The sequence below is a fragment of the Frankia sp. CcMO1 genome, from assembly GCF_977945845.1.
Map to the genome: position 1 here is coordinate 1 of NZ_CDWTMG010000206.1, position 2,514 is coordinate 2,514.

At 65.4% G+C, this 2,514-nt stretch carries 2 protein-coding genes; both read left to right on the top strand.

Annotated features, from left to right (window positions below; all coding sequences use genetic code 11):
- The first annotated feature begins 622 nt into the window (after nt 1-622).
- Nucleotides 623-1,201 carry a MerR family transcriptional regulator gene (locus AC08OU_RS19270; RefSeq protein ID WP_476605467.1) on the top strand — a complete coding sequence of 193 codons (579 nt, stop codon included), beginning with the start codon at nt 623-625 and terminating at the stop codon, nt 1,199-1,201.
- 489 nt (nt 1,202-1,690) lie between these two features.
- Nucleotides 1,691-2,407, top strand: a complete 717-nt coding sequence (locus AC08OU_RS19275; RefSeq protein WP_462203099.1) for an ATP-dependent Clp protease proteolytic subunit — start codon at nt 1,691-1,693, stop codon at nt 2,405-2,407.
- Nucleotides 2,408-2,514 lie beyond the last annotated feature (107 nt).

A 2,514-nucleotide genomic window follows, 5' to 3' on the forward strand; every position in this document is an offset into this window, starting at 1 on the left:
CACGGTGATGCGGACCGGACGGTATGACGGACTCGTGAATCCATGGTCACCTCGTCCGAGATGGGTGCCGGAACCGCCATGATGGGGGCCCGTGCCCCGAGGTCGGAGCCGTCGGGATCGTCCGATCCCGGCAAGATATCCGATTTTACACGGATGTTCGGTTCGTTCAGGTTGTCTCGCCCGCCCGGGTCCTTCGCTGCGTCAAGGGGACGTAATGAAGTAACAAATACGTGATCGAGAGCATCATCGCAGGTCACAGGCCTGTGGAGGGTTCGAAACGCGCAAGTTATTTCATTTCGACTCCCAAGGCCATCCGTTTTGCAAAGCTATCTATTTTGTGGGAGCCCCCCGGTTCGCCGGGGTGACCGGGATCCGGGGTGGCGGCCGGCGCTTGGGCTCCTGTGGAGCAACCGGAGTCGGTTGGTGACCGACGTCACGGTCGGCGTCGGCCATGGATTACCAGATCTTTACCGGTCCTGTGTAGCTGTGGGTGGCCGATACTAGAGACGCTTGACACTCGAATACCAGTCGTCATGCTCACGTGATAAGGGTTGAATTGTCCATAGGAGTCGAAATGAAATAACTTGCGCGTTTCGAACCCTCCACAGGCCTGTGACCTGCGATGATGCTCTCGATCACGTATTTGTTACTTCATTACGTCCCCATAACCAGCAGCGCCGGATCTTCCGCCGATGCCTGTGACGGCCGCTACCGGATCGGTGACGTTGCCACCCTGGTGACCTTGTCCCTGCGTACCGCCCACTTCTACGAGGATGCTGGCCTGCTCGCGCCGGTAGGCCACACAGCGGGTGGTTTCCCGCTGTACGACGACGACGCACTCGACCGTTTTTTCCTCATTAAGAAGATGAAACCGCTGGGGTTCACGCTCGAGGAGATGCGGTCTCTCATCACATTGCGTGAGCGGATCGGCCAGCCCGATCTTGCCCCAGATCATCGCAGGGAACTGCGGGAACGGCTGAGAACCTGGGTTACCCTGGCCGAGGAGAAGCTCGCATCCCTGCAGGAACAGGTGCGCCTCGCCGAGGACTTCATGATTGGCCTGCGGGACGATACCGCCCGGTCGCTGCGGGAAAGCCCGGATCGCCGGGACGTCGTTGATCAATGCGATCTTGGTCCCGGTCGCCTGGACAGCTCGTTCCTCGATTTTCTCGATGATCCCTTCGGGCCCGAGGAGAACTGACCCGGCCCGCTCTACCCGGCCCACCCGGGCCATCCGGGCCGGCATCACGAGGCACAGCGCCCCCCACCGGCCTGGCCGCGGTGGCGTGACCTCATGTCCCGTGGTGCCTCATGTCCCGTGGTGGTCGAGCCGCGCTGCTGGAGATCGGTGACGGTCCGGGGCTGGGGTTCGTCACCAAACTGCGGCCTTCCCAGGCAGGGACACCCTCCGGCGGTCGGCTCGACACGGGTCGAGGGTCGGCGGGTGCCGCCCGGGTGGACCGGACGATCCGGCGGGGGCGCCACGGGATCCGGGACTGGCCGGGCAGGCGTCGTCGTCCGGTATCCCCTTGGGGAAGGTCGCTGGAGTCGTTCCACGGGACGTCGCGTCTGCCGTGAGCAGATCTGCCGCCAGCAGATCAGCGCCATGGGCGCGGATTTCCCGGCAACGCTGGTGACGCCGGCCCATCGTGCTCGCACCCATTCCCGACGGCCGGCGGGAGGACGTACCATGATCGAATCTTTTCCGCGCCTCACGCAGGCCGGGCCGGGGGGTCCGCACCGGGCTACCGCGCAGGCCGCTGCACCCGGGCTCGGCTCCGCGGACGACCAGGTGTTCAGCCGGCTCCTCGAGAACCGGATCGTGTTCCTTGGTTCCGTGGTCGAGGACGCGGTGGCCAACGCGATCAGCGCCAAGCTGCTGCTGCTCGCCGCCGAGGATCCCGCGGCCGACATCTACCTCTACATCAATTCGCCGGGTGGCTCGGTGTCCGCCGGCATGGCGATTTATGACACGATGCAGTACGTCGGAAACGACGTGGCGACGGTCGCGCTGGGTCTCGCCGGTTCGATGGGGCAGTTCCTGCTCTGCGCCGGCACGGCGGGCAAGCGATACGCGCTGCCCCATGCCCGGATCATGATGCACCAGCCGCACGGCGGCATCGGCGGCACCGCTGCTGACATCTCTATCCAGGCCGAGCAGATGCTGTACACCAAGCGCACGCTGCAGGAGCGAATTGCCTTCCACACCGGGCAGACCGTCGAGCAGATCGAGACCGACTCCGACCGGGACCGGTGGTTCACGGCCGAGGAGGCCAAGGAGTATGGTCTCGTCGATCACGTGGTCGCCCGGGTGGATCAGGTACCCAGTGTGGTCAGTGGAGCGGGCATCGGTCTGCGGCGGGCGGGCCGCACCGGTTTCGGCCCCGGCGGCGGGAGCGGGCGATGACCGGGCGGCCTCCCGCCGCGAGCGGGATCATGCTGGGCGGCGGTGCACCGAGGGCCCGTCACGTCCTGCCGAACATCGTGGAACGGACCTCCCGCGGTGAGTACTCG